Source organism: Rhizobium sp. 22-785-1 (assembly GCF_053521965.1).
This window is the reverse complement of sequence record NZ_JBNWDI010000005.1, coordinates 338,709-360,767: the sequence shown is the minus strand read 5'-3', so window position 1 is coordinate 360,767 and position 22,059 is coordinate 338,709. Positions and strand designations below refer to the sequence as shown.

Annotated in this window: 16 protein-coding genes; 14 read left to right on the top strand and 2 right to left on the bottom strand. The window is 58.4% G+C overall.

Annotation, left to right across the window (positions count from 1 at the left end; all coding sequences use genetic code 11):
- Positions 1-89: 89 nt before the first annotated feature.
- Genes hisF through coaA form a run of 3 tightly spaced genes read left to right on the top strand, consistent with a single transcriptional unit; the run spans position 90 to position 2,208 of the window.
- A complete protein-coding gene (hisF, locus tag ACQZ5M_RS13180; protein WP_449079945.1) occupies positions 90-866 on the top strand; it encodes an imidazole glycerol phosphate synthase subunit HisF in 777 nt (258 codons plus the stop codon).
- 20 nt (positions 867-886) lie between these two features.
- On the top strand, positions 887-1,210 hold the full coding sequence (locus ACQZ5M_RS13175) for a phosphoribosyl-ATP diphosphatase (RefSeq protein ID WP_449079944.1): 324 nt from the start codon (positions 887-889) through the stop codon (positions 1,208-1,210).
- 5 nt (positions 1,211-1,215) lie between these two features.
- Positions 1,216-2,208, top strand: coding sequence for a type I pantothenate kinase (gene coaA / locus ACQZ5M_RS13170; RefSeq protein WP_449079962.1), 993 nt, complete (start codon positions 1,216-1,218; stop codon positions 2,206-2,208).
- 22 nt (positions 2,209-2,230) lie between these two features.
- On the opposite strand, the gene arfB is transcribed toward coaA, so the two are convergent.
- Together arfB and ACQZ5M_RS13160 are read right to left on the bottom strand one after the other, a co-directional pair.
- Positions 2,231-2,665, bottom strand: coding sequence for an alternative ribosome rescue aminoacyl-tRNA hydrolase ArfB (arfB, locus tag ACQZ5M_RS13165; RefSeq protein WP_296081745.1), 435 nt, complete (start codon positions 2,663-2,665; stop codon positions 2,231-2,233).
- 207 nt (positions 2,666-2,872) lie between these two features.
- Positions 2,873-4,483 carry a phosphoenolpyruvate carboxykinase gene (locus ACQZ5M_RS13160; protein WP_449079943.1) on the bottom strand — a complete coding sequence of 537 codons (1,611 nt, stop codon included), beginning with the start codon at positions 4,481-4,483 and terminating at the stop codon, positions 2,873-2,875.
- Positions 4,484-4,821: 338 nt separating this feature from the next.
- On the opposite strand from ACQZ5M_RS13160, the gene chvI reads away from it, so the two are divergent.
- From chvI to addA, 11 genes are all read left to right on the top strand, one after another.
- Positions 4,822-5,547 carry a two-component system response regulator ChvI gene (gene chvI, locus ACQZ5M_RS13155; RefSeq protein WP_296016191.1) on the top strand — a complete coding sequence of 242 codons (726 nt, stop codon included), beginning with the start codon at positions 4,822-4,824 and terminating at the stop codon, positions 5,545-5,547.
- 44 nt (positions 5,548-5,591) lie between these two features.
- Positions 5,592-7,379 (top strand): stimulus-sensing domain-containing protein, encoded by a 1,788-nt coding sequence (locus ACQZ5M_RS13150; protein WP_449079942.1) that lies wholly within the window; start codon positions 5,592-5,594, stop codon positions 7,377-7,379.
- Complete coding sequence (locus tag ACQZ5M_RS13145; RefSeq protein WP_296081750.1) at positions 7,369-7,833, top strand: HPr kinase/phosphorylase; 465 nt, start codon at positions 7,369-7,371, stop codon at positions 7,831-7,833. The genes ACQZ5M_RS13150 and ACQZ5M_RS13145 overlap by 11 nt, the downstream gene beginning before the upstream one ends.
- 145 nt (positions 7,834-7,978) lie before the next feature.
- Positions 7,979-8,380 carry a PTS sugar transporter subunit IIA gene (locus ACQZ5M_RS13140; RefSeq protein WP_449079941.1) on the top strand — a complete coding sequence of 134 codons (402 nt, stop codon included), beginning with the start codon at positions 7,979-7,981 and terminating at the stop codon, positions 8,378-8,380.
- Positions 8,381-8,392: 12 nt separating this feature from the next.
- Positions 8,393-8,668: an HPr family phosphocarrier protein gene (locus ACQZ5M_RS13135; RefSeq protein WP_296081752.1), complete on the top strand. Its 276-nt coding sequence runs from the start codon at positions 8,393-8,395 to the stop codon at positions 8,666-8,668.
- A 130-nt stretch (positions 8,669-8,798) separates the two neighbouring features.
- The gene (ahcY, locus tag ACQZ5M_RS13130; protein WP_296081754.1) at positions 8,799-10,199 is read left to right on the top strand and encodes an adenosylhomocysteinase; all 1,401 of its coding nucleotides are present in this window, start codon (positions 8,799-8,801) and stop codon (positions 10,197-10,199) included.
- 204 nt (positions 10,200-10,403) lie between these two features.
- Entirely contained in the window at positions 10,404-12,989 is a 2,586-nt protein-coding gene (locus ACQZ5M_RS13125; protein ID WP_296077759.1) for a sensor histidine kinase, read from the top strand.
- Positions 12,986-14,503, top strand: a complete 1,518-nt coding sequence (tsaE, locus tag ACQZ5M_RS13120) for a tRNA (adenosine(37)-N6)-threonylcarbamoyltransferase complex ATPase subunit type 1 TsaE (protein WP_449079940.1) — start codon at positions 12,986-12,988, stop codon at positions 14,501-14,503. The genes ACQZ5M_RS13125 and tsaE overlap by 4 nt, the downstream gene beginning before the upstream one ends.
- 10 nt (positions 14,504-14,513) lie before the next feature.
- Positions 14,514-15,233: a nucleotidyltransferase family protein gene (locus tag ACQZ5M_RS13115; protein ID WP_296077854.1), complete on the top strand. Its 720-nt coding sequence runs from the start codon at positions 14,514-14,516 to the stop codon at positions 15,231-15,233.
- Between the two features lie 22 nt (positions 15,234-15,255).
- A complete protein-coding gene (gene addB, locus ACQZ5M_RS13110) occupies positions 15,256-18,432 on the top strand; it encodes a double-strand break repair protein AddB (RefSeq protein WP_449079939.1) in 3,177 nt (1,058 codons plus the stop codon).
- On the top strand, positions 18,422-22,000 hold the full coding sequence (gene addA, locus ACQZ5M_RS13105; protein WP_449079938.1) for a double-strand break repair helicase AddA: 3,579 nt from the start codon (positions 18,422-18,424) through the stop codon (positions 21,998-22,000). Before addB ends, addA begins: the two co-directional genes overlap by 11 nt.
- The last annotated feature ends 59 nt before the right edge of the window (positions 22,001-22,059 follow it).

The window sequence follows — 22,059 nt, the reverse complement described above, 5'->3', positions numbered from 1 at the left end:
ATCCCCTGCCTTGATGTGAAAGACTGCCCGCGTCGCACGCAGCCGCAATGCGGCGAGGACGTGCAAACTCAAAAAAAGGCGACCGTCTGATGACACTCAAAGCACGCATTATCCCCTGCCTTGACGTAAAAGACGGTCGCGTCGTCAAAGGCGTGAATTTCGTCGATCTGATCGACGCGGGCGATCCGGTCGAGGCGGCGAAAGCCTATGATGCGGCCGGTGCCGACGAGCTTTGCTTTCTCGACATCACCGCCTCTTCTGACAATCGCGAAACCATCTTCGATGTGGTCTCGCGTACAGCCGATCACTGCTTCATGCCGGTGACGGTAGGAGGCGGCGTTCGCGCCGTTTCCGATATTCGCAAGCTTTTGCTGTGCGGGGCTGACAAGGTGTCGATCAACTCGGCAGCGGTCAAAGACCCGGACTTCGTGGCGCAGGCAGCGGATAAATTCGGCAACCAGTGCATCGTCGTTTCAATCGACGCCAAGAAGGTGTCGAGCACAGGCGAAGCGGATCGGTGGGAAATCTTCACCCATGGCGGTCGTCAGCCGACGGGAATCGATGCGGTGGAATTTGCCGTGAAGATGGTGGAGCGCGGTGCGGGCGAATTGCTGATCACCTCCATGGACCGCGACGGCACGAAGAGCGGCTATGACATCGCGCTGACCCGCACCATTGCCGATCAGGTCCGTGTTCCGGTTATCGCTTCCGGCGGTGTCGGAAATCTGGATGATCTGGTCGCGGGCGTGAAAGAAGGCCATGCGACAGCGGTTCTCGCAGCGTCGATCTTCCACTTCGGCACCTATACGATCGGGCAAGCCAAGGCCTATATGGCCGATCATGGCATTGCCATGCGTCTCGACTGATCTTTGAAAGGACAAGCAGCATGAGCGGGTTTTCCCTTTCCGATCTCGAGCGTGTCGTTGCCGAACGCGCCAATGCATCGCCGGATCAATCCTGGACGGCGAAGCTGTTCGCTGCCGGTCAGAACAAGGCCGCCAAGAAGCTCGGCGAAGAGGCAGTCGAGACAGTGATTGCCGCGATCTCGAACGATCGCAAGAACCTGACGGACGAAGCAGCCGATCTGCTTTATCACCTCCTCGTGGTCCTCAAGATCGCCGACATCCCTCTTTCCGACGTCTTTGCGGAACTGGAGAGACGGACCGGTCAGTCCGGATTGCAGGAAAAGGCATCAAGGCCTCAATCATGACGACGATGGCACGCAGGGGGGAGCAAGGCATGCCAACGACGCTCGATCATTTCCGGCCGGATGAATATTCGCCCTATCACTTCTTCAGTTCCGAAGAGTGGTCGAAATTCCGCGCCGACACACCTTTGACGCTTTCCGCCGACGAGGTGAAGCGTCTTCGCTCGCTCGATGACCCGATCGATCTCGACGAGGTCCGGCGTATCTATCTGTCGCTTTCGCGTCTGCTCTCATCCCATGTGGAAGCGTCGCAACTGCTGTTCGAGCAGCGCAACCGCTTTCTCAACATGGAACACGTCAACAAGACGCCCTTCGTCATCGGCATTGCGGGCTCTGTGGCGGTCGGAAAATCCACCACGGCGCGTATTCTAAAAGAGCTTCTGGCGCGCTGGCCTTCCAGCCCAAAGGTCGATCTGATCACCACGGACGGCTTTCTTTACCCGAACGAGGTGTTGCGGCGCGAAAATCTGATGGAGCGCAAAGGCTTTCCGGAAAGCTACGATATCGGCGCGCTTTTACGCTTCCTTTCCGCCATCAAGGCTGGCCAGCCGAACGTCCAGGCGCCGCGCTATTCACACCTCGTCTATGACGTGCTGCCCAGCGAATTCACCACTGTCGACCGACCGGACATTCTGATTTTCGAAGGCATCAACGTTTTGCAGGCACGCAACCTGCCAGCCGGCGGGCGGATCGTGCCGATGGTGTCCGACTTTTTTGATTTTTCGATCTATATCGATGCGGACGAAATGATCATCCATAACTGGTACGTCAACCGCTTCATGAACCTGCGCAAGACCGCCTTCCGCGACCCGACATCCTATTTCAATCGCTACGCCTCGATTTCGGAAACGGCGGCACTGGCGATCGCCGAGGGTCTCTGGGAAAACATCAACCTAAAAAACCTGCGCGAGAATATCGTGCCGACAAGGCCACGCGCCGACCTGATCCTGCGAAAAGGCCAGAACCATCTGATAGACATGGTGGCGTTGAGAAAGCTGTAACTCCAGGGACGGAGTGCGATGGCTAGTCCTGGCCCGGCTTGCCGCGCATCTTCTTGACGTTCGACCGGCCTGATTTCGCTTTAAGCCTGCGCTCGACGGAGCCCTTTGTCGGCTTGGTGGCTTTTCGCGGCGGCGGCGGTGGCTCGGCTGCCTTGAGGATCAGCTCCTTTAGACGCTCGCGCGCATCTTCCCGGTTCCGCTCCTGAGTGCGGAACTGGCTGGCCTCGATCATCAGCACACCTTCTTTCGAGACGCGCCGTCCCCCGAGCTTGACGAGATTGGTTTTGATCCGGTCCGACAGCGCAGGCGAGGTTGTGATGTTGAAGAACAATTGAACGGCGGTAGAGACCTTGTTGACATTCTGTCCGCCCGGCCCACCAGCCAGCACGAATTGCTCCGTCAGTTCCCATCCGGCAATCGTTATTCTGCTGCTGATATAAAGGGGCGCGCTTGCCATATCATTCTCCGGCAGGCGTGATGGCACAGATGCGGTGGAATGAAAACAGTTGAGAAGGCTTCCAGCGCCGGAATGAACTGATAGGGCGCCGTGCGTCTTTCTAGACGCACAAAGGACGCTCAATTTTCTTTAGATCTACGCATCATGCTTTTTCGAACAAAAAACCCGGCGCGAGGCCGGGTTTCGTATCTTGAAGAGATCGACCGCTTATTCGGCGGCAGCCAGGAGGCCAGGAGCCGCGTCGCGGACGGTGCTGTCGACGTGGTCTTCGAACTTGGTGAAGTTCGTGACGAACATGTTGACCAGCTTCTTGGCTTGCGCGTCGTAGGCAGCGCCATCGGCCCAGGTCGAACGTGGGTCGAGAATGCTGTTGTCGATGCCTTCGAGCGAGGTTGGCACAGCGAAGCCGAAATGCGCGTCCGTGCGGAACTGTGCGTTCTTCAGCTCGCCGGTCAGTGCGGCGGTCAGAAGGGCGCGTGTCGCCTTGATCGGCATGCGCTTGCCTATCCCATAGGCGCCACCGGTCCAGCCGGTGTTGACCAGCCAGCAATCCACGCCGTGCTGTGCAATCAGATCACGCAGCAGGTTGCCGTACTCCGTCGGGTGACGCGGCATGAAGGGAGCGCCGAAGCAGGTCGAGAAGGTTGCTTCCGGCTCGGTCACTCCCTTTTCGGTACCGGCAACCTTGGCGGTGTAGCCGGAGAGGAAGTGGTACATGGCCTGTTCCGGCGTCAGACGCGCGATCGGCGGCAGCACGCCGAAGGCGTCGGCCGTCAGCATGATGATCGTCTTCGGATGACCTGCAAGGCCTGTCTTCGAGGCGTTGGGAATGAAGTGCAGCGGGTAAGCGCTACGCGTATTTTCCGTCAGCGAATTGTCGTTGAAATCCGGAACGCGGTTTTCGTCGAGAACGACGTTTTCCAGAACCGTGCCGAAGCGACGCGTTGCCGCGTAGATTTCAGGCTCTGCTTCGGCAGAAAGCTTGATCGCCTTGGCGTAGCAGCCGCCTTCGAAATTGAAGATGCCATCCTCCCCCCAACCGTGCTCATCGTCACCGATGAGCGTGCGGGCCGGATCGGCAGACAGTGTGGTCTTTCCGGTGCCGGACAGGCCGAAGAATACAGCCGCATCGCCATCGGGGCCGACATTGGCCGAGCAGTGCATCGGCATCACGCCCTTGGCAGGCAGCAGGTAGTTGAGGACGGTGAAGACCGACTTCTTGTTTTCACCGGCATAGGACGTGCCGCCGATGAGCACGATGCCCTTGGTCAGGTCGCAGGCAATCACCGTTTCCGTGCGCACGCCATGGCGGGCCGGATCAGCCTTGAAGCTCGGCAAGTTGATGATGGTGAGCTTTTGCTTGAACGAGGCCAGCTTCTCGCGCGCCGGGCGGATCAGCAGGTTGCGAATGAAGAGGCCGTGCCAGGCAAGCTCGGTGATGACGCGGGTCGGCAGCGCATTCCCTTCATCGGCACCGCCAACGAGGTCCTGGACGTAAAGCGTCTTGCCGGCTGCATGCGCGAGCATATCCTTGTGCAGGATTTCGAAATGCTCAGGTGACAGTGGCTTGTTGTTATCCCACCAGATGGTGTTTTCCGTGTGGGCATCTCGCACCACGAATTTGTCTTTCGGCGAACGGCCGGTGTGTTGACCGGTCACGGCGCGCAATGCGCCATCCACCGTCACATCCGCTTCGCCATTGCGGATCGATTCTTCGTACAGCTCACTTTCGATGAGGTTGTAATGCACGACCGCGGCTTCGCCCAGACCAAGTGCAGCCACACCGTTTTCTGGATTGTGTACTCCGAGTTCTTTCATGGCGCGTTCCCTTTTTCTGAATGCGAGCCGTTCAAATTTTCAGTGAAGCTACCCGCAAGAAAAACAATTGGCAAGACGCCACTCCGAAAATATCTAATAATTTCAATATATTAATCGATTTAAAAGATTTTATTCCTTTTTAAATCGGTTTAGTCCGCTCGCAAATCCCGACTCTTGACGCAGTCTAGAAAATCCTCCTGTAAAGCAGGGCTTTCTGAGGGCTTGGCCTTTGCCACAATTTGTTCCACCTTTATACTCATGAGACTTGTTCACGGCGCACAACCTAGGCTGGGTGAATGTCGGGAGCAAAGATTGCAATGACGATGGAGACCAACTTTATGCAGACGATTGCGCTTGTAGACGACGACCGGAATATCCTGACATCGGTGTCGATCGCGCTTGAAGCGGAAGGGTATAAGGTCGAAACGTACACCGATGGCGCTTCCGCCCTCGACGGGCTGATTGCACGCCCGCCGCAGCTGGCGATCTTCGATATCAAGATGCCGCGCATGGACGGTATGGAACTGTTGCGCCGCCTTCGGCAGAAGTCCGACCTTCCCGTGATCTTCCTCACATCCAAGGATGAGGAAATCGACGAACTCTTCGGCCTCAAGATGGGCGCCGACGACTTCATCACAAAGCCTTTCTCGCAGCGTCTTCTGGTGGAACGGGTCAAGGCGATCCTTCGTCGCGCCAGCAGCCGCGAGGCGGCAGTACCGGGCGCAAGTCCGATGAAGACTGCGGCCGATCAGGCAGCCAGAACGTTGGAACGCGGACAGTTGGCCATGGACCAGGAGCGCCATACCTGCACCTGGAAGGGAGAGCCGGTGACGCTGACCGTGACCGAGTTCCTGATCCTGCATTCGCTGGCGCAACGCCCGGGTGTGGTCAAAAGCCGTGACGCGCTGATGGACGCCGCCTATGACGAGCAGGTCTATGTCGACGACCGAACCATCGACAGCCATATCAAGCGTCTGCGCAAGAAGTTCAAACTGGTCGACAACGATTTCGACATGATTGAAACGCTTTACGGCGTGGGCTATCGCTTCCGCGAAGCGGCCTAAAGCCGGACGATGATTCCGCGAAAGCGGGCTGAGGAACGCAATTGTTGAACAAGACGCAGGATAGCGCATCGGAAAGCTCCGATGCCGACGACCGTGAAAGCGGCCGGCGGCACCGGATTCATCCGCTGACGATCATCCGGCGTATCTTCGGCAATGCAGTGTTTTCCAGCCTGACGCGCCGCATTCTCTTTTTCAACGTCGCGGCGACCGTGGTTCTGGTCGGTGGCATTCTCTACCTCAATCAATTTCGCGAAGGGCTGATCGATGCCCGCGTCGAAAGCCTGCTGACGCAGGGCGAAATCATCGCTGGTGCGATCTCCGCCTCGGCCTCTGTCGATACCAACTCGATCACCATCAATCCGGAAAAGCTTCTCGAATTGCAGGCCGGCCAGAGCATCACGCCGGTGCCGAATGACGAGGACTTGAGCTTTCCGATCAATCCCGAGCGTGTTGCCCCGGTTTTGCGTCGGCTGATCTCGCCAACCCGTACCCGCGCACGCCTTTTCGATGCGGATGCGAACCTGCTTCTCGATTCGCGCCATCTTTATTCGCGTGGCCAGGTGCTACGCTACGACCTGCCGCCAGTGACGCCTGAAACGCAGACATGGGGTGAATGGTTTGCAAGCCTCTTCAATCGCATGCTGCAGCCCAGCAGTCTGCCGCTTTACAAGGAAACGCCCGGCGGCGACGGTTCAATCTATCCGGAAGTGATGAATGCACTGACGGGTGTTCGCGGCGCTGTGGTGCGCGTCACCGAAAAGGGCGAGTTGATCGTCTCGGTGGCGGTTCCGGTGCAGCGCTTCCGCGCCGTGCTTGGCGTTCTGCTTCTGTCCACCCAGGCGGGTGATATCGACAAGATCGTTCATGCCGAGCGACTGGCGATCATGCGCGTCTTTGGCATCGCGACATTGGTGAACATCGTTCTGTCGCTCCTTCTCTCCTCTACCATTGCGACACCGCTTCGCCGTCTTTCGGCTGCCGCGATCCGCGTGCGTCGCGGCGCCAAAGCGCGCGAGGAGATCCCCGATTTCTCTGCCCGTCAGGATGAAATCGGCAACCTTTCTATTGCGCTTCGCGAGATGACCAATGCGCTGTACGACCGGATTGACGCGATCGAGAGTTTTGCCGCCGATGTCAGCCATGAATTGAAGAACCCGCTGACATCGCTACGCAGCGCGGTCGAAACACTTCCCCGTGCCAAGACGGACGAATCCAAGCAGCGCCTGACAGAAATCATCTTCCACGACGTTAGACGTCTGGACCGCTTGATCAGCGACATCTCAGACGCATCGCGTCTTGATGCGGAACTGGCGCGCGCCGACTCCTCGCCCGTCGATCTCGAAGTGCTGCTGAACGGCCTTGTGGAAATCTCGCGACAGATCTCCAGCAAGAAGAAGGCCGTCACCATCGACTACGTGGTCGACCACAAGCCGGGCGTGAAGACGAGCTACGTCGTCAATGGCCACGATCTTCGCCTCGGCCAGATCGTCACCAACCTGATAGAAAACGCTCGCTCTTTCGTCTCTCAGGATGGCGGGCGCATCTTCGTCCATCTGTTGCGGCACAAGGATCGCTGCCTCGTTCGCGTCGAAGACAATGGTCCCGGTATTCAGGCAGAAGACATCGACCGCATTTTCGAGCGCTTCTATACCGACCGTCCAGCAAGCGAAGGTTTTGGTCAGAATTCGGGCTTGGGTCTTTCGATCAGCCGGCAGATTGCCGAAGCCCATGGCGGCACGCTGAAGGCGGAAAACATTATCGACAAATATGGTGTGATCTCCGGCGCTCGCTTCACGCTATCGCTGCCCGCAGCACACACAAATGAACGCTGACCGCATCAATTACCACGCAACAGCCATCATGATCGATGGAACCGGGCTGCTTTTCGTCGGCCCTTCCGGCAGCGGCAAGAGCGAACTTGCTTTCAGCTTCATGACCGAGGCAAAACGGTGTGGCCTCGCCACAGCGCTCGTCGCAGACGACCAGCTTTGGCTCTCTTCGAAAGACGACCGTGTGGTGGTCGCGCGTCCGGAGCGTATTGCAGGACTTCTGGAACTTCGCGGCAGCGGAATTATCGAACTCAACAGCATCCCGTCGGCAACGATGGACTATGCGATAACGACCGTTCTGCACCAGGATAGTCCTCGCCTGCCACCGGAGAATGAGTGGCTGGATCTGCCAACCGGCAACAGGCTACCACTCTTCCGGATTCCGCTTTCCAGCATCATGCCCTATGGAAAATTTGCTGCACTTGCTCAAAATCTGTTCAAAGCAAAGGGAAAGTGAACGAGAATCCCTCATTTGGGGGCTTGCGCTTCCCATTTTCCTCATCAAGATGTGGTCCCACCGATGGACAGGTTTGCGGCATTGCGATACGGCGGCACACCAAACGTAAGTCCAGGTGGCAAGTGCGTGTGTAAGGGAGCATTTCATGATCGGACTAGTGCTTGTCACTCATGGCAAGCTGGCTGAGGAATTTCGTCACGCGGTAGAGCATGTGGTCGGTCCTCAGAAGTTGATCGAGACCGTGTGCATTGGTCCCGAGGACGACATGGATCAGCGACGGCAGGATATTATCGATGCCGTAGCGCGCGCCAATGACGGCAACGGCGTCATTATCCTCACAGACATGTTCGGCGGAACGCCTTCAAACCTCGCCATCTCGGTAATGAGCAGCGGCACCGTGGAGGTCATCGCGGGTGTCAATCTGCCTATGTTGATCAAGCTTGCCGGTGTGCGCAGCGAAGACAATATGGACAAGGCCTTGCAGGAAGCCTCGGACGCCGGTCGCAAATATATCAACGTCGCCAGCCGCGTTCTCAGCGGCAAATAAAGAAGAGCGCCCATGTCCTCACTTTCGCGGGAATTGCTGATCGTCAATAAGCGCGGCCTCCATGCCCGCGCCTCCGCGAAGTTCGTGCAGATGGTGGAGGCCTTCGATGCCGCCATTACCGTCTCCAAGGATGGCATGACGGTGGGCGGCACCTCCATCATGGGTCTCATGATGCTGGCTGCAAGCCCTGGCTGTACGGTGCTGGTGGAAGCGAGCGGCAATCAGGCAGAACAGGCGCTCGCGGCACTCGAGGCCCTGGTTGCCGATCGATTCGGCGAAGAACTTTGATAACCATCATATAAAGACATAAAGACTTCTTTATATCATTATTGCCAGATGAGCCTTTGCCTGTTAGAAACGCAGCCTGAATTGCAAGGCAGCGGCACGGTTCCCTGCCAATTTTGAGCAGGAGATCTTTATGAGCACTGACAAGGACTACATCGTCGCCGATATCAACCTTGCCGACTACGGCCGCAAGGAACTGGACATTGCCGAAACCGAAATGCCTGGCCTGATGGCTTGCCGCAGCGAATTTGGCCAGAGCAAGCCGCTCAAGGGCGCTCGCATCTCCGGCTCGCTGCACATGACGATCCAGACCGCCGTCCTGATCGAAACTCTGAAGGAACTGGGCGCCGATATTCGTTGGGCATCGTGCAACATATTCTCGACGCAGGACCACGCGGCCGCTGCGATCGCGGCTGCCGGCATTCCGGTCTTTGCCGTCAAGGGTGAAAGCCTGACCGAATATTGGGAATATACCGACAAGATTTTCCAGTGGACCGACGGCGGCGTCTCCAACATGATCCTGGATGATGGCGGCGATGCCACCATGTACATCCTGCTCGGCGCGCGCGCGGAAGCCGGCGAAGACGTTTTGTCGAGCCCAGGCTCGGAAGAAGAAGAAATTCTTTTCGCCCAGATCAAGAAGCGTCTTCAAGCGTCCCCAGGCTGGTTCACCAAGCAGCGCGATGCCATTAAGGGCGTGACCGAAGAAACAACCACAGGCGTTCATCGTCTCTACGATCTCAGCAAGAAGGGCCTTCTTCCCTTCCCGGCGATCAACGTCAATGACAGCGTCACCAAGTCGAAGTTCGACAACAAGTATGGCTGCAAGGAATCGCTGGTTGACGGCATCCGTCGCGCAACCGACGTCATGATGGCCGGCAAGGTTGCCGTCGTCTGCGGTTACGGCGATGTAGGCAAGGGTTCGGCTGCTTCGCTTCAGGGCGCCGGCGCACGCGTCAAGGTCACCGAAATCGACCCGATCTGCGCGCTTCAGGCTGCCATGGACGGTTTTGAAGTCGTTCGTCTGGAAGACGTCGTTTCTTCCGCCGACATTTTCATTACCACCACCGGCAACAAGGACGTCATCCGCATCGAGCATATGCGCGAGATGAAGGACATGGCGATCGTCGGCAATATCGGTCACTTCGATAACGAAATTCAGGTCGCTTCGCTGAAGAACCTAAAGTGGACCAATATCAAGCCGCAGGTCGATATGATCGAGTTCGCCAAGGGCAACCGCATGATCCTTCTGTCGGAAGGCCGCCTGCTGAACCTCGGTAATGCCACCGGTCACCCCTCCTTCGTCATGTCGGCCTCCTTTACCAACCAGGTGCTCGGTCAAATTGAACTCTTCACCAAGCAGGGCGAGTACAAGAACGACGTATACGTGCTGCCGAAGCACCTCGACGAGAAGGTCGCGCGCCTCCACCTCGAAAAGCTTGGCGTGAAGCTGACCGAACTTTCCGACACGCAGGCAGATTATATCGGCGTGTCCAAGACGGGTCCGTTCAAGGCAGAACACTACAGATATTGATTTCATAGTTAATATCCACATCAAACACACCACATCTAGGTATCGCGGACTTGACAAAGTCCGCGATTTCTTTTTTGGCCCCGCCCTTCCCGGAAATTTGCTGAGGCGGTATTGTCTCAAGACTTGATTCGTGTGGGCGGATGCCCATGCGAAAATGGGATGTCTTGTCGAAGATGCGGCACATAGGACGGAGACAGACCGGGGATGTCGGTGAAAAAAGCAAACTCGCTTCAGCGGGTGACAAAGGACGTGGAAACCGGCGGCGATCAGACGCCAGGCACTGAGCGACTGCGCAGTTGTCTGACGACGGTTGCAGGCGCACTGCGCCGCAAGATTCGCGCTGTCTCCAGCCTTCTTGCCGGAACTGCCTTGAGCACTTTTGCCACTGCGGTCCAGGCGCAGGACGGCGCACTGATCCAGAGAGGCGGACGTCTCTTCTCTTCCGGCGAAACCATCACCTACTCGATCTTTATCGGCGTGGTATCCGCGACCCTGTTTTCCATCGTCTGGCTGGTGCGCCAACGCGGCAATATCGAAGCCGAGGTCAACGAGTACCGCACGGCACTTTCTGAGGCGCAGAACAAGATTTCCAAGTATGAGGCGCTGATTTCCGACAAGTCGCGCCGGATCGTGATTTGGGAAGAAACCGGCGAGCGACCGGAATTCCTCGGTCAGTTGCCGCCTGAGACTGGCGTTCCAGCAGCCGATAGCGACTTTCTGGCCTTTGGCCGCTGGCTTCGGCCAACATCCGCCGCTCCTCTGGAAAAGGCAATCGAGATGCTGCGCAGCCAGGCGCAGAGCTTCGATCTCACCATCGAAACACAGCGTGGCGAAGTCATCGAGGTCCAGGGACGCGTGTCGGGAGGCAAGGCTTTTGCCCGCTTCATCGCGCTCAACAACATGCGCGCCGAACTGGCGGAGTTGAGGGTAGAGCGCGAGCGGCTGCTCTCCTCCATGTCGACTTTCCAGGAGCTTCTCGATTCCATCGAACAACCTGCCTGGCGCAGGAACAATGAGGGCGCCCTGATCTGGGTGAACCATGCCTATGCGATTGCAGTCGATGCCACGACGCCCCAGCAGGCAATCGCCGAACAGCGCGAATTGCTGAACACGGTGACGCGTCAGAAGATTCGCGCCACCGCGACGCCGGAATCGCCCTATCACGACCGGATCTCCACTGTTGTTTCCGGCAACCGCACCTTCTTCGACGTGGTCGATATCAAGACACCGGGTGGTTCTGCCGGGATTGCTATCGATGCGTCCGATGCCGAGACCATCCGCGAGGAGTTGAAGCGCACGCTGAAAAGCCATGCGGAAACGCTCGATCACCTGGGCACGCCTGTCGCGATCTTCGACGGCGAACAGCGTCTGCAGTTCTACAATCAGGCCTTCTCGCGGCTTTGGGGATTGGATCTCGTCTTCCTGGAATCGAAACCCGGCAATTCCGAGCTTCTTGATCGTCTTCGCAGCGCAGGCAAACTGCCGGAGCAGCTCAGCTGGAAGAGCTGGAAAGAAACCGCACTTTCGGTCTATCGTGCACTCGACACCCAGACCGACCTCTGGCACCTGCCCAACGGTCAGACGTTGCGCGTGATTGCCACCGCGCATCCGCAGGGCGGTGCCACCTGGGTGTTCGAAAACCTGACCGAACAGGTCGATCTTCAGACCCGCTATAATACGCTCGTCAAGGTTCAAGGTGAGACCATCGATCATCTCGCCGAGGGTGTCGCGGTTTTCGGCGCGGATGGGCGCATTCGTTTGTCGAATCCGGCTTTCCGGGCGCTCTGGGCTATTACCGCAGAAGAGGCAGAAGCGGGCAAGCATATCCGCGCTATCGAGGCCGCATGCTCGCAGTCCTATGAAAAACCGGATGGATGGCGCGCCTTTGCGCAGTTCATCACCAGTTTTGACGACGAGCGGCACTCGAAACAGGGAACGCTTGAGCTTCTCTCCGGATTGGTGCTCGATTACGCGGTGATCCCGCTACCAGACGCGCAGACGATGCTGACCTTCGTCAACATGACGGACAGCGTGCGGGCCGAACGCGCCTTGAAGGAAAAGAACGAGGCACTGCGCAAGGCCGACGAGTTGAAGAACGATTTCGTCCAGCATGTTTCCTATGAGCTGCGATCGCCGCTGACCAATATCATCGGCTTTACCGATCTTCTCAAGACGCCCGGCATGGGCGAGCTGAACGATCGCCAGGCGGAATATCTGGACCATATCTCGACCTCTTCTTCGGTGCTTCTGACGATCGTCAACGACATTCTCGATCTCGCTACCGTGGATGCGGGCATCATGCATCTGAATTACTCAGAGAGCGACCTGAACGAGCTCCTGGATGATGTGGCCGTGCAGATCACCGATCGGTTGCAGGAAAGCAGTGTTTCTCTGGAAATCGTCGCACCTGCACATCTCGGCTCCATCGTCGCGGATCACCAGCGGCTGAAGCAAATCCTGCTAAAGCTTCTGACCAATGCCGTGAATTTTGCGCCCGAAGGGTCGGCAGTCCGCCTGACATGCCAAAGAAGCGAAGGCGACTTCGTTTTCTCCGTCGCAGATGAAGGTCCTGGTATTCCCGAGGACATGCTGAAAACAGTTTTCAATCGCTTTTCGACCGGCGGTCAGGGTGGACGGCGCACGGGTGCCGGGCTTGGCCTTTCCATTGTCGAGAGCTTCGTGAGCCTGCATCACGGCACCGTTACGCTGGACAGCCGCCCCGGCGAAGGCACCGTCGTAACCTGCCGCATTCCCTCGCACGATCAGCCGCAGTCCATTGCCGCCGAATGAGTGACGAGACGCTTTCCATCTCGCTCTTCCTTGCAGATGAAGCCGATACCATCCGGCTCGGTGAGGAGTTGGCACTTGCCGTTAGACCCGGCACTGCCGTTGCACTCGTGGGCGATCTTGGCGCCGGCAAATCGACGCTGGCACGCGCTCTGATCCGGGCGATTGCAGATGATGCCGAGCTTGAGGTACCGAGCCCGACCTTTACCATCGTCCAATCCTATGCGCTTCGCTTTCCCGTCGCGCATCTCGATCTATACCGCCTCTCGGACGTGTCCGAGCTGGATGAGCTAGGCATCGACGAGATGCTGTCCGACGGCGTCTGCCTGATCGAGTGGCCGGAGATGGCAAGCGATGTCCTGCCAAAAGCATCGACGATTCTGCTACGTCTGACGCATGAGCAAGGCGGCCGGCGCGCTGTGATTGAAGGGTCGCGACGCAATATCGAGCGGCTTGAACGGGTCTTCGCCATTCGCCGCTTTCTGGAGCGGAATGGCAAGTCGGGTGCTACCCGGCGCTATTTTAGTGGTGACGCCGCCTATCGCACCTACGAACTGGTGCGCGATAATAACGATCAATATCTCTTGATGGACTGGCAGCCTCAGCCGCCCGGCCCCGCCCTTCACAATGGCAAATCCTATTCGGAGATCGTGCATCTTGCACGCACGGTGGAGCCGTTCGTTGCGCTTGATCTTTATCTTAAGAGCGAGGGCTTCGCACCGCCGGAAATCCTCGCCTTGGATATGGATGAAGGCATCCTGCTTTTGAGCGATATGGGACGCGCAGGCGTTCTGGATGCCGATGGCACTCCGATTGAGGAGCGCTACATCGAAAGTGCTGCTTGTCTGGCAATCCTGCACGAAAAGACGATGCCCGAGGCAATCCCTCTGCCTGATGGCACTGGTTACGACATTCCACGTTTCGATGCCGATGCGATGAAGATCGAGACGTCATTGCTGCTGGATTGGTACCTGCCGTATATCAATGGCGGGAAGCCCACCGAAGACTCCAAGCGACAGGATTTCTTCGCCGTATGGGATCGGTTGATCGCCAAGCTTGATGATGTGGAAACGGGGCTCGTCCTGCGGGATTTTCATTCGCCGAACATCATCTGGCAGCAGGATAGACCAGCGCCTCGCAACGTCGGCATCATCGACTTTCAGGACGCGATGATCGGTCCAACAGCCTATGATCTGGCCTCTCTGGTACAGGATGCCCGCGTCACCATACCCCCGGATCTGCAGGCACGGATGATGGAGCGGTATTTCGATATCCGCCGCAGAAACCCTGCTTTCGATGAGCCCGTGTTTCTGAAAGCCTTCGCCATCATGGCGGCGCAACGCAACTGCAAACTTGTCGGTGCTTGGGTCCGGCTTTTGAAGCGCGACGGCAAGCCGGGCTATATGAAGCACATGCCGCGCACCTTCACCTATATGCGCGCCGTATTGGACCACCCCGATCTTGCGCCGCTGCGCGACTGGTTTTCACGCGCCGACATAGACCTCAACTCTCATTGAAGTTTTTCCCATGACGATCACACAAGCGATGGTTCTGGCGGCGGGTCTCGGCACGAGAATGCGCCCGATCACCGACACGATCCCCAAGCCACTTGTAAAGATCGCCGGCAAATCGATGATCGATTACGTGCTCGATCTGCTGGTCGAAGCCGGCGTGGAGACCGTATCCATCAATGTCCATCACCATGCAGACCAGATGGTCACACATCTTGAAGCGCGTCGCGACCTCGAAATCCTGATCTCGGATGAGCGGGCGGGGTTGATGAATTCCGGCGGCGGCCTTGCCAAAGGGTTGAAACTGCTAACGCCTGGACCGGTGCTGGTGATGAATGCGGATCTGTTCTGGGTCGGGGAACAGCAAGACCTTCCCACCAACCTGCAGAAACTTGCGGCGGGTTTCGATCCTGCCCGCATGGATATGGCGATGCTCTGCGTCGATATGGATCGCACGACCGGTCATAACGGCAAGAAGGATTTCAACTTCGCAGAAGATGGTCACCTGACCCGGTATCAGGAAGGCCAGCCGCACCCGGTCGTCTATGCCGGTGCGATTGCCATGGATTCGCGATTGCTGGAGGACGCCCCAGAGGGCGCGTTCAATCTCAACATCTATTTCGATCGTGCCATTGCAAAAAACAGGCTTTATGGCGTGATGCTCGACGGTCAATGGATTACGGTCGGCACACCGGATGCTATAGAGGATGCGGAGCGCACCATCGCTGCCAACTGATCCTTGATAGAAAGTCGAACCATTGGCGCATGCCAAACGCATCCTGACCATCGCGCCGGGAACACCCTTCCTTAAGACCCTGGCGCAAAGCCTGTGCGACGGGGCACTCGTGAAGGACTTTGCCTACGATCCCGCCGATCCGCTGTCGCTTGCCCGCGTCACGGTCTATGTGCCGACACGGCGTTCGGCCCGTGTGCTGCGCTCCGAATTCGTGGATATTCTCGGCGGTCGTTCGGCCATCCTGCCCGTCATCCGACCGCTTGGCGAGACAGATGACGACAGCGGCTATTTCGATATCGAAACGCCTGCGACCATCGATCTTGCACCCCCGATTTCCGGCACGGCGCGGCTGGTGGAGCTTGCGCGGCTAATCCTTGCCTGGCGAAACAGTCTGCCGGACGCCATTCGTGCCATCCACTCCGATTCGCCGCTCGTTGCACCCGCAAGCCCGGCGGATGCCATCTGGCTGGCGCGTGCGCTTTCCGAAGTCATTGACGCAATGGACACGGAAGACCGGGAGTGGGAGGCACTCGCCGATCTCGATACAGCCGATCATGCGCAGTGGTGGCAGTTGACGGCGGATTTTTTAAAGATTGCCAGCGTCTTCTGGCCTGCCCGACTTGCCGAACTCAATCGCTCCTCTGCCGGGCGTCACCGCAACGCCATTCTGCGCGCCGAAGCCGAACGACTGAAGAAGAGCGCCAGCAGCGATCCCATCATCGTTGCCGGTTCCACCGGCTCCATTCCCGCTGCGGCGGATCTGATAGCCGCCGTCGCCTCGCTGCCGCATGGTACTGTCGTGCTACCCGGTCTCGACCGCGATATGCCTGAAGATCAGTGGCAGGCGATCAATGAAGCGCCGGATGACGCGGCAAGCCGAACCCATTCTCAGTATGGACTCTTCATTCTGTTGCAGAAGCTCGGCGTTTTGCGTCGCGATGTGGAGCAGATCGGTGCGGTGGATGATGATCTGAAAAACCGCGCTGCCGTCTTTTCTACTGCGCTTGCTCCGGTGCGAGCAACAGCCGAATGGAATGAATGGCGCGCTCATAAATCTGCGGACTTCTTCCAAAATGCCTTTTCCGCAGCCTCGATGATAGAGGCAGCTAACGAGCGTGAAGAGGCCACCGCTATCGCCATTGCGCTGCGGCTTGCGCTGGAAAAGCCTGGCGCGAACGGACCTTCGCAAGCAGCCCTCATCACACCAGATCGCGGACTTGGCCGACGTGTTGCGACGGAACTTGCCCGCTTCGGCATCGAAGCGGACGACTCCGCCGGTACGCCGCTCTCCGCGACGCCACAGGCCGGCCTTCTGCAACTGGCGCTGGAAGCGATCTTGCGGCCGGGGGATCCGGTGGCGGTCATTTCGCTGTTGAAGCACCCGCTCTGCCGCTTTGGTATGAGCGAGCAGCAAATCATGCAGGCTGTGGCAGCGCTCGAGCTTCTGGCACTGCGTGGTGGGCGTGAAGAGACAACGCTCGGCACTCTCGATGAACTTCTGGCGCATCAGATCACGCTTCACGCTGAGGACCGTCATCCGCCGCATTGGCGCACGGCTCTGTCAGAGGACGCGCGCCTCGTTGCCGCCGATCTGGCAAACCGCATCAGGTCGGCCATAGAACCGCTGGAACAGGCCTTTATCCACCGCGATCCGATCCGGGGTCGGCTGACCTCTCGACTGACGCTGGCCGAGTGGGCGGAGCGGTCGGGCCGTGTGATCGAGGCGATATGCCTTGATGAGGCGGGCGATCTGGCGAGCCTCTGGTCTGGTGAAGCAGGGGAAAAGCTATCCAGTCTTTTTGCCGAGCTGTTGGACTGTGGCAATGCGCTTGAGGCGGATGGTCCACAATGGATCGATATCGTGGCGGCCTTTGTCGCGGGTGAATCGATCAAGCCACGGGCCATGCGTCATCCACGTGTTTTCATCTTCGGTGCTTTGGAGGCACGCCTTCAGAGTGTCGATACGGTGATTATTGGCGGGTTGAACGAGGGGGTCTGGCCGGGTCAGACCGCCAACAATCCTTTCCTGTCGCGCAGCATGAAAACATCCATCGGGCTTGAGCCGCCGGAACGGCGCATCGGACAGCTCGCGCATGATTTCGAGATGGCAAATGGTACACGCCACATCATCTATAGCCGGGCGTTGCGCCAGGGTTCGACACCTGCCGTTGCGTCACGCTGGCTGCAAAGGCTGTTGGCGCTCGGTGGCGACGAGCTGGCCAAGACACTTAAACGCAAAGGTGAATCCTATCGGCATTGGGCCGCCATGCTGGACGAAGGTAACACTCAGGATGCAGCCCGGCGACCTTCTCCGACCCCGCCTGCCGATCTGCAACCGAAGAGCTACTCTTTCAGCGAAGTCGGGCGGCTGCGTCGTGATCCTTATTCTATCTATGCCCGGCGCATTCTGAAGCTCGATCCGCTGGACGAGTTCAACCGTGATCCTGGCGCTGCCGATCGCGGCACGCTCTACCACCGCATCATCGAACTTTATTCGCGCGAAGACCATGTGCCCGGTACACCCGCATCGGAAAACGCGATGATGCGCGTATTGAACGCGTGTTTCGATGAGGAAAATCTGCCCGCACATATCGATATTGTCTGGCGACCGCGCTTCGTCGCGGTGGCGCGGGAGTTTCTCAACTGGGAGAAGGATCGCCGTCCTCTGGTGCGCCGCTCCTATGTGGAGGCCCGCGCCGGACAGGAAATTCCCGAAGCCGGTATCCGACTGACGGGCGTAGCCGACCGGATCGATATCAAGACCAATGGCAAGGCGGATATCGTCGATTACAAGACCGGACTTTCGCCGACCGTGAAACAAGCCCGGTCCCTGCTCGACCCACAATTATCGCTGGAAGCCGCAGCGCTGATGCGTGGCGCTTTCCGCGATACTGGCACGCCGACGCCAGAAGATCTAATCTATGTGCGCCTTCGGCCCGGAGAACGCTTCGGTACTGATGTCGTGAACAACGAAAACACAAAGGCTACCGCGAAGACCGTGCCGAAGAGCGCAGTGGAGCTGGCAACGGATTCCATCGACCAACTGACCAAGTTCATCAAGGCGTTACGCGAGGGAAAGAATGGGTTCGTGTCGCGGCTGATCCCGGAAGAACAGCAATCCTATGGTGGCGAATACGACCATCTGGCGCGCGTTTCCGAATGGTCCACCGCAGAACCGGGAGATGGCGATGGCGAATGATCTTTTCGAATACGCCGCCGAACGGGCGCTTGATCACGGCCCGGCGCGCGACGAGCCCAATGCCTGGATCGACTGGACAACACAGCAGCAGACCCGTGCGTCAGATCCGAAAAGCTCGGCATGGGTGTCGGCCAATGCGGGCTCGGGCAAGACGCATGTCTTGACGCAGCGGGTAATCCGTCTGTTGCTGGCGGGTTGCCGTCCGTCGGCCATCCTCTGCCTGACCTATACCAAGGCTGCCGCATCGGAAATGTCCAGCCGCGTCTTTGATCGCCTCGCGGATTGGGCAACGCTTTCCGACGCGGCCTTGAAAGAGCGCATCGCCTCCATCGAAGGGCGGATGCCGGATGCAATCAAGCTGAAGGAGGCGCGACGCCTCTTTGCCAAGGCGCTGGAAACGCCGGGCGGATTGAAAATACAAACGATCCACGCCTTCTGCGAAGCGCTGCTACACCAGTTTCCGCTGGAAGCGAACGTTGCCGGTCACTTCTCGGTTCTGGATGATCGCGCTGCGAGCAGCTTGCTTGCCGAAGCACGCCGCAGCCTGTTGACCGCCGTTTCTCTGGAGCGCGACACGCCACTGGCACAGGCGCTCGCCTATGTGCTGGATCTTTCCGATGAGACTGGACTGGAAGCGCTGCTGAGCGCCATCGTGGCCAATCGTAACCCTCTGCGTGGTTTTCTCGAAGAGGCCGTCCGCACCGGTGGGATCGATGCGGCGCTTCGACGCCATGCAGGCATCGGCGCGAGTGAAACACTTGAGACAACTGCTATCGCCTATTGGCCACTTCCGGGTCTGTCCGGTCTTTCGCTCGATACCTATCTGGCGCTCTCCGACGAAAAGGGCGGCGCGCGTACCCATGAAGTATCCTATGCGCTGAGGGAAGCAGCGAGAGAGACGGATGTCTTCAAGCGCATCGCCTTTATCGAAAGCGCCCTCCTGACCCAGAAGGGTGAGCGCAAATCCGATGCCTTTGTCATCAACAAGGCGATGCAGACGGCAGCGCCCAATCTTCTGGACGACCTGACGCTTGCACGCACCCATGTCGTTGCCTGCCGCGACCGGTACCGGACATTGCGCATGTTGGAGGCAACCCGGCATGCTTTGACGCTGGCAGACCGGCTGATCGGCGATTTCGAGGATTTGAAGAAGCAGCGCAGCCAGCTCGATTTCGAGGATCTGATCGAGCGCGCAGCCACCCTTCTCAACCGTGATACGGCGGGCGCCTGGGTGCATTACAAGCTGGATCAGGGTATCGACCATATTCTCGTCGATGAGGCGCAGGATACCAGCCCGGTGCAATGGTCGATCATCCAATCGCTGGCGGCGGATTTCTTTCATGGCGAAACGGCGCGCGCCGGTCAGCGCACGCTGTTTGCGGTGGGGGATGAAAAGCAGTCCATCTATTCCTTTCAGGGCGCCAGGCCGGAGCGATTTTCTCAAGAGCGTGAGGAGACGGCACGGCGTGTGACTGCCGTCCAGCAGACATTTCATCCGGTCCGCCTGCCGCTATCCTTCCGTTCCACGGCGGATGTGCTGGCTGCGGTGGATCAGGTCTTCTCCCTGCCCGAAAATGCCGCGGGTCTCAGCGCCGACAACGAGCCCGTTGAGCACCGTTCCAACCGCCTCGGCCAGCCGGGAACGGTGGAAGTGTGGGATATGGTCGCCGCCGAGCCGGTGGAGGATGAGGAGGACTGGACGGCACCCTTCGACGCGCTGCGCGAAAGCGCCCCGCCCGCCATCGTCGCGCGCCGGATCGCAGCGCGCATCGCGGCGATGATCGGCACGGAAACGGTGATTGAGAAAGGCGTGGAACGCTTCATCGAGGCGGGAGACATTCTTGTTCTCGTGCGCAAGCGCCACGCTTTCGTCAACGCGCTGACACGCGAATTGAAGCAGCGCAAAGACATTCCCGTTGCCGGCGCCGACCGGTTGCGACTGACCGACCACATTGCCATTCAAGATCTTCTGGCGCTTGGACGCTTCGTGCTTCTCCCACAGGATGATCTTTCGCTCTCCGCCCTGCTGAAAAGCCCCCTCTTTAACCACAACGAAGACGATATTTTCGATCTCGTCGCCAAGCGTCCGGAGAAAACCAGTGTGTGGGATCACCTGCAACACTTCATGCAGGAGGACGGCAGTCGTTTTGCTGGGACGCTGAAAACACTTTCCAACCTCATTGCCCTCTCCCGCAGCGCGACGATCCATGATTTTTACGCGGCGGTGCTGACCATACATGAAGGCCGCAAACGCTTCCTTGCCCGGCTTGGTAACGAAGCCAGCGACGTTCTAGACGAGTTTCTCTCCTTTGCACTGGCTCATGAAAAGACCGGCCTTCCCGGACTGCAATCCTTCATTTCCGTGCTGGAGACCGATGCACCGGAAATCAAGCGCGAGCAGGACAAGGAGCGCGGCGAAGTCCGCATCATGACGGTTCACGCCTCCAAGGGTCTTGAGGCGCCGGTGGTGTTTCTGGTCGATGGCGGCTCGAAGGCTTTCATTCCAAGCCACGTTCCGCGATTGCGCTTTCTTGAATCCAAGGGAGCCGCCTTTCCTGTCTGGCTGCCCGGAAAGAGTTTCGACAATAGCCTGATCGACCATGACGACAGTCGTTTGAGGGATGCAGCAGAAGAGGAGTATCGCCGCCTTCTCTATGTTGCCATGACGCGTGCTGCCGACCATCTGATCGTCTGCGGTTATCGTGGGCCGAAGGAAAATCCGGATTGCTGGCACCAGATGATCAAGCGGGCGCTCGCCACCGACGAAAATCGCTGCGCGCCTTATCAGTTCGAGGCGGGCGGCGAAGCTTGGGACGGTCTGCTGTGGCGAATGAATGCACAGGCTCCAAGAGCAATTGCTCAGGCAGATACCGTGCCGAGTTTGACCCCAGAGGCGCTTCCAGCGTCGCTGATGCAACCGCTGCCACCGGTCCCTGCCCTTCCTCGGCCACTCAGCCCCTCCGGTGCAGGAACGATCGTCGATGACGGCGCGGACGATCTTCTCATCACCTCTCCGCTTTTTGCCAAGCCGGAAACATCGTCGGGCCTTGCGCTGCAACGCGGTCGGCTTGTGCATCGGATGCTTCAGACGCTGCCGGAATATCCTGACCATGAGCGGGCAGATGCAGCCCGCCGCTATGCAGAGCGTGCAGCACACCATTGGCCGGACAGAGAACGCGAAAGGCTGATCCGCACCACGCTTGCGGTTCTTGCCGAACCGGCAATCCAGCCCGCCTTTGCCGTCAACAGTCGCGCGGAAGTGTCGATCATGGGAACCTTGCGTCTTGGCAGGCAGGATTTCGCCGTTTCCGGTCGCATCGACAGGCTGGCAGTAGACGGCGGGCGCGTCATTCTGGTGGACTACAAGACCAACCGGGTGCCACCGGCCAACGAGAACGCCATCCCGTTCTCCCATATCGCGCAGCTTGCGATCTATCGCGAAATCCTGAAACCGCTTTATCCGGACAAGTCTTTTACCTGCGCGCTGGTCTACACGGAGAATGCATCCTTTGTGACGGTCAAGGAAGAAGCACTGTCACAAGCCCTTGCCGCCATCTCGACAAAGTGAGATACCGGACATTGAAAAAGTGTCCCTCCCGCATCACATGAATGCCGAACAGATTCACT